The sequence below is a fragment of the Dietzia cercidiphylli genome (genome assembly GCF_014145145.1).
Classification (GTDB): Bacteria; Actinomycetota; Actinomycetes; order Mycobacteriales; family Mycobacteriaceae; genus Dietzia; species Dietzia natronolimnaea.
This window is the reverse complement of the sequence record NZ_JAALEA010000258.1, coordinates 1-6,089: the sequence shown is the minus strand read 5'-3', so window position 1 is coordinate 6,089 and position 6,089 is coordinate 1. Positions and strand designations below refer to the sequence as shown.

The 6,089-nt window shown below is 70.6% G+C and carries 5 protein-coding genes; 2 read left to right on the top strand and 3 right to left on the bottom strand.

Features of this window, described 5'->3' with window-relative positions; translation table 11 throughout:
• Positions 1–112: 112 nt before the first annotated feature.
• Positions 113–1,402, top strand: coding sequence for a YibE/F family protein (locus G6028_RS18060; protein WP_179523540.1), 1,290 nt, complete (start codon positions 113–115; stop codon positions 1,400–1,402).
• A gap of 9 nt (positions 1,403–1,411) precedes the next feature.
• Here the strand turns inward: G6028_RS18060 and G6028_RS09775 are convergent, their stop codons facing one another.
• Positions 1,412–2,665 (bottom strand): pyridoxal phosphate-dependent aminotransferase, encoded by a 1,254-nt coding sequence (locus G6028_RS09775; RefSeq protein WP_179523539.1) that lies wholly within the window; start codon positions 2,663–2,665, stop codon positions 1,412–1,414.
• Positions 2,666–2,737: 72 nt separating this feature from the next.
• Positions 2,738–3,829: a helix-turn-helix domain-containing protein gene (locus G6028_RS09770; RefSeq protein WP_182658748.1), complete on the bottom strand. Its 1,092-nt coding sequence runs from the start codon at positions 3,827–3,829 to the stop codon at positions 2,738–2,740.
• 68 nt (positions 3,830–3,897) lie between these two features.
• Here G6028_RS09770 and G6028_RS09765 point away from each other — a divergent pair, with 68 nt between their 5' ends.
• Positions 3,898–5,736 (top strand): NAD(P)/FAD-dependent oxidoreductase, encoded by a 1,839-nt coding sequence (locus G6028_RS09765; protein ID WP_182658747.1) that lies wholly within the window; start codon positions 3,898–3,900, stop codon positions 5,734–5,736.
• A gap of 77 nt (positions 5,737–5,813) precedes the next feature.
• Here G6028_RS09765 and G6028_RS09760 read toward each other — a convergent pair.
• The coding region (locus tag G6028_RS09760; protein WP_206685742.1) for a hypothetical protein at positions 5,814–6,089 on the bottom strand (276 nt) is incomplete at its 5' end.

The following is a 6,089-nucleotide window of genomic DNA, read 5'->3' as shown; positions in this document are numbered from 1 at the left end:
GCCAGCTGACCGGTCGACCGCGCCCGGGTGGCCGTCCTCCGACTCCGACCGTCCTCCGGCTCCGACCGTCCTCCGACTCCGACCGGGCCCGGCGCGGGTTAGGGTTACCCGCGTGAGCGACCGGCCAGCGACCCCTCCCCGGCACCGGCACCGGGTCGAGCGCCCCCGACACGGGTCCCGCCTCGTTCCGTCCGGCGGCGCCGGCCGGATCACGGTGGTCGGACTGATCCTGGGCGCGGTCGCGACGATGATCGGGGTGGCGCTGCTGTGGCCGACCTTCCAGGACCCCGAGCTGGACCCGTACTTCGCCCAGTCGTCCGGGTCCTCGGTGGTGACCGAGCGGGGCGAGGTCGTGTCCACCGAGGTGGCACCCTGCGGCTCCCCGGACAACGGTCGGGTGCTGCCCGGTCCACCGCTCGAGCCCCGGTTCCCCGGCCCGGAGTGTCCGCGCTCGATCGTGCGACTCGACACCGGCCCGGACGCCGGCCGACAGGTCCTGCTGGAGATACCACCCGGGCCCGGATCCCCGGACCTCGGTGAGGGCGACCAGATCCAGCTGGGCCGCTCCCCCCAGGGGGCCACCGACACCTATGCCTTCGAGGACTTCACCCGCACCGTGCCCATGGCGTTGTGGCTCCTCGTGGGCGCCGTGGTGATGGTCGCCGTCGGGCGGTGGAAGGGACTGCGGGCCCTGATCGGGATCGCGGTGGCCCTCGTCGTCGTCGTGGGGTTCGTCCTCCCCTCCATCCTCGACGGCAACCCGGCCATCCTGGTGGCCGTGGTCGGCGGCTCCGCCGTGCTCTACCTGGTGATCTACGTGGTCCACGGGATCAACCTCAAGACGCACGCCGCGCTGCTCGGCACCCTGTCGGCGATGCTGGCGGCGGCGTTGCTGAGCTGGGTGGTCATCGAGACCACCAGGATCACCGGGCTCAGCGGCGACTCCACGACCCAGGTCCAGGTGTTCGTGCAGCACGTCTCGCTGACGGGACTGCTGCTCGCCGGCTTCATCATCGGCGCCCTGGGCGTGCTCAACGACGTCACCGTGAGCCAGTCCGCGACCGTGTTCGAGATGCGCCACCTCGACCCGCACGCCGGACCCGTCCAGGTGTTCCGGTCGGCGATGGGGGTCGGACGCGACCACGTCGCCTCGATGGTCTACACCCTGGTGTTGGCGTACACCGGGTCGGCGCTGCCGCTGCTGCTGCTGTTCTCGCTGGGGACCCGCTCGCCGCTGTCGATCCTCACCTCCGACGTCGTGGCCGTGGAGCTGATGCGGTCGCTCGTCGGCGCGATCGCCCTCGCCCTGTGTGTCCCGCTCACCACCGCGGCAGCGGTGTGGCTCTCCCGCGACGTGACCCCGGAGGAACTGGACCGGGCGACCGTGGGCGCGCGGCACTGAGCGCCCGGACTACTGGCGGTACGAGGCCAGGAAGTTGCCGATCCGCTCGATCGCCACGGCCAGGTCGCGGCCGGCGGGCAGCGTGACCACCCGGAAGTGATCCGGGTCGGGCCAGTTGAACCCCGTGCCCTGGGTGACCAGGATGCGTTCGCGCTCGAGCAGGTCCAGCGCGAACAGGCGGTCGTCGTGGATCTCGTGGACCTCCGGGTCGAGCCTGGGGAACACGTAGAGGGCGCCCATCGGCTTGACGCAGCTCACCCCGGGGATCGAGTTGAGCTTCTCCCACGCGATGCCGCGCTGCTCGTGGAGCCTGCCCCCGGGCTCGATCAGCTCGTTGATCGACTGGTACCCGCCGAGTGCCACCTGGATGGCGTGCTGCGCGGGCACGTTGGGGCACAACCTCGTCGAGGCCAACAGCTCCAGGCCCTCGAGGAACCCGGCCGCGTGCGCCTTGGGGCCGGTGATCGCCATCCAGCCCGCCCGGTAGCCCGCCACGCGGTACGTCTTGGACAGGCCGTTGAAGGTCAGGACCAGCAGATCGTGCGCGAGCGAGGCGATGGAGGTGTGCTGCGCCTCGTCGTAGACGATCCGGTCGTAGATCTCGTCCGCCAGGATGAGCAGACTGTGCTCGCGGGCCAGGTCCACGATCCCCTGCAGGACCTCCCGGGAGTAGACCGCCCCGGTGGGGTTGTTGGGGTTGATCACGACGATGGCCTTGGTCTTGGGCGTGATCTTCGAGGCGATGTCCTCGAGCGACGGGTTCCAGTCGTCCTGCTCGTCTGCGAGGTAGTGGACGGGCCTGCCCCCGGCGAGTGAGGTCATGGCGGTCCACAGCGGGTAGTCCGGGGCGGGGATGAGGACCTCGTCGCCGTCGTCCAGCAGCGCCTGCATCGTCATGGTGATCAGCTCGGACACGCCGTTGCCGAGGTAGATGTCCTCCACGTCCAGCTGCGGGAAGTCGGGGACCAGCTCGTACCGCGTGAAGATCGCTCGACGGGCCGACAGGATGCCCTTGGACTCCGAGTAGCCCTGCGCGTGGGGCAGTGCAGCGATCATGTCGCGCATGATCACGTCCGGCGCCTCGAACCCGAAGGGGGCGGGGTTGCCGATGTTCAGCTTGAGGATCCGGTGACCCTCCGCCTCGAGCTGGTTCGCCCGCGCCAGCACCGGGCCGCGGATCTCGTAGAGGACGTCCTTGAGCTTGGACGACTGGTCGAGCGTGCGCGGCTGGTGGAGCGTGCGTCCCGTGTTCTCCGGCGTCATGACTGCTGATTGTGCCACCTCGGTCGGACGTGGTTCCGGCCGCGCCGAACCGCGGTGTCAGATCCCGTGGCCTCAGATCCCGTACCGCAGGTCGATGATGGCCGGGATCTCCGAGAGGGGCAGGAGATCGTCGGGATGCTCCACCGAGAGGAAGTCCACGCAGCCTCGCTCGTGGGAGGCCAGGGCGTACGGCTGGGAGTCGATCGACAGGCCGGTGAGCTGACGGAGCCTGCGGACCTCGCCCCTGACGGTCGCCGTGGCGTCCCTGTCCCCGTAGAGCGCCTCGGACAGGGAGCGCGCGGTCCACGCCTCCCGGGACGCCAGGAGCGCGAGCAGTTCCGCCCTTCGCGGGGTGAGGTCGACCGTCGACCCGTCGGCCCGGATCACCGACGGCCTCCACCCGAGCAGACGGATCTCCGTCACCGGGTTGTCGCCCCGATCCGTGCTCTCGTCGGGGCCGGGTCCGGGGCGCGAGCCCGCGTCCGGCGGGCGGGGGTCGTCCGGGGACGGCCCACCCACTCCGTTCGCGAGCAGCGTCTCGGCCAACCGGGTACCGCAACGGACCAGCGCGGCCGTCTCGGAGCTCGAGAAGCGGACCGGATGGGAGACGTCGAGGACCCCGAGGATCCTGCCGCGGGCGTCCCGGACGGGACTGGCCGTGCAGGTCCAGCCGTGATGGGCCCGGACGTAGTGCTCGCCCGCGGTGGCGTGGGTCAACGTCCCGGTCTCCAACGCGAGGGAGATGCCGTTCGTGCCGATCCCCCGTTCGGACCAGTCCGCGCCCTCGGCGAACGCGATCGAGTCGGCGCGGCGGAGTACGTGCGGACTTCCCGACCGCCAGAGCAGACACCCCCGCGAATCGGTGAGGACCACCAGGTGGCGGCCCGCGGCGGACGTGTCGGACACCGAGGCCACCACGTCCGCGGCGATGTGACGCAGGGGTGTGCGCTGGCGCGCGTCCGCGACCTGTTCACGGGTGAGCACCCGGGCCGGCAGCTCCTGATCCGGCGAGATCCCGGCCGCGCCACTGCGCCTCCACGCCCGTAGAACCCGCGAATCGAGGTCGGAGGTCGCGCCCCCGGAGAGCGCGATTCCGTGGGCCCTGATGGAGCGCTCGGCGAAGGCCCGGGGGTCGGAGAACCGCAGGGCCGGGTGCAACGACATTGCCACCCCCTGGGGAAGAAAGTGTGATCTACGTCATTGCCGAAGCTACACGAGACGAAGGAGCGGACATGACCCAGACGACAGATGCACCGGCCGACCGGGGTGGGGCGGGCGGCGCCGGTTCAGGCGCCGACGCCACGGTCGAGAGGTGGCTCGGGGAGTTCGACGAGGCCCTCCGGGCGGGGGACGCGGAGCGGGCGGCGCAGTTGTTCGACCCCGAGGGCTACTGGCGCGACTTCGTCGCCTTCACATGGAACCTCAAGACGCTCGAGGGGCGGGAGGAGATCCGCGAGATGCTCGAATCCCAGCTGGCCGCGGTCTCGCCCTCCGCCTGGAGGCTCGACGACCCCGCGAGCGCGTCGGGTGACGTGACCGAGGCGTGGGTGACCTTCGAGACCGCGGTCGGCCGCGGATGGGCCCACCTCCGGTTGCGCGACGGCAAGGCCTGGACCCTCCTGACCACGATGCAGGAACTCAAGGGCCACGAGGAGAAGAGGCGCCGGACCCGGGACCAGGGCGTCGAGCACGTCATCCGCCGGGGGCGCACGACGTGGCTCGAGAAGAAGCAGGAGCGCCAGGAGACCCTCGGGTACACCGAGCAGCCGTACACGGTGATCATCGGCGGAGGCCAGGGCGGGATCGGGCTCGCCGCCCGGCTCAAGCGGTTGGGCGTGCCGACCATCGTGATCGAGAAGAACGAGCGGGCCGGCGACTCGTGGCGCAAGCGCTACAAGTCACTCCACCTCCACGACCCGGTCTGGTACGACCATCTCCCGTACATCCCCTTCCCCGATGACTGGCCGGTCTTCCCGTCCAAGGACAAGGTGGGGGACTGGCTCGAGCACTACACCGCGATCATGGAGCTCGACTACTGGTCCGGTACGCAGTGTCTGACCGCCGACTTCGACGAGGAGTCCGGGACGTGGCGGGTCGAGGTGGACCGGAGAGGCGAGAAGGTGGAGCTCCGCCCGACCCAGCTGGTGTTCGCCCTCGGGGTCTCGGGCTACCCGAACATCCCGCACGTCGAGGGCGCGGACTCGTTCACCGGCGAGCAGTGGCACTCCTCGGAGTTCACCGGTGAGGGGGACGTGGAGGGCAAGCGGGCCGTGGTGATCGGCTCGAACAACTCGGCCCATGACATCTGCGCCGCGCTCTGGGACCACGGAGCGGACGTCACCATGGTCCAGCGGTCCTCCACCCACATCGCGCGGAGCGAGTCGCTCATGTCGCTGGCGCTCGGACCCCTGTACTCCGAGGACGCACTGGAGGCGGGGGTGACGACCGAGAAGGCCGACATGCTCTTCGCCTCCTGGCCCTACCGCCTGCTCCCCGAGGTGCAGATCCCCGTCTACGAGCAGATGGCGGAGAAGGACTCGGAGTTCTACGGCCGACTCCGCGAGGCCGGATTCGAGCTGGACTTCGGGGAGGACGGGTCCGGCCTCTTCCTCAAGTACCTCCGGCGCGGCTCGGGGTACTACATCGACGTCGGTGCCAGCCAACTGGTGATCGACGGCGAGGTCGCGCTGGCACGCGGGCAGGTGACGCGGATCCGGGCCGACGGGGTGGAGCTGGACGACGGGACGATCCTGCCCGCCGACCTCATCGTCTACGCCACCGGGTACGGCTCGATGAACCAGTGGTTGACCGATCTCGTGTCGCAGGACGTCGCCGACCGGGTGGGCAAGGTCTGGGGATACGGTTCCGACACCACGCGGGACCCCGGGCCCTGGGAGGGGGAACTCCGCAACATGTGGAAGCCGACGAACGTCGAGCAGCTCTGGATCCACGGAGGCAACCTGCACCAGTCCCGCCACTACTCCAAGTACCTGGCCCTGCAGCTCAAGGCGAGGATGGAGGGCGTGCCCACCCCCGTGTACCAGGTCCAGCAGGCGCACCACCCCTGCTGACGGCGGGACCCGTCAATGCACCTGCGGCCCGTGATCGGGGTGTCCGATCACGGGCCGCAGAGGTGCCTGGGGGGTGCTCAGCCCAGGGACAGGCCGTAGCCGCCGGGCTTGGTCGAGCGGGGGATCGAGTTCCCCTTCCCGGGTGCGGCCGGGGCAGCTGCCTCGGTGGTCGCGGCGGCGGACTCCGATTCCTCGGCCGAGGTGTCCGACGGCGACGCGGAGTCGGACTGTGACGCGGAGTCGGGCTGTGACGCGGTGTCCGCGTCCACGGCGGGCTCTGACCCGGACCCCGAGGCGGGCTGAGCCGGAGCCTCTTCCGCCGGCGCGCCCGGTGCCTTGGGTGCGCCGGGCGC

What these genes read in the sequence shown, in the direction of transcription:
- G6028_RS09775 (WP_179523539.1), bottom strand. Translation starts at nt 2,665, where the DNA reads ATGACGCCGGAGAACACGGGACGCACGCTCCACCAGCCGCGCACGCTC.
- G6028_RS09770 (WP_182658748.1), bottom strand. Translation starts at nt 3,829, where the DNA reads ATGTCGTTGCACCCGGCCCTGCGGTTCTCCGACCCCCGGGCCTTCGCC.
- G6028_RS09765 (WP_182658747.1), top strand. Translation starts at nt 3,898, where the DNA reads ATGACCCAGACGACAGATGCACCGGCCGACCGGGGTGGGGCGGGCGGC.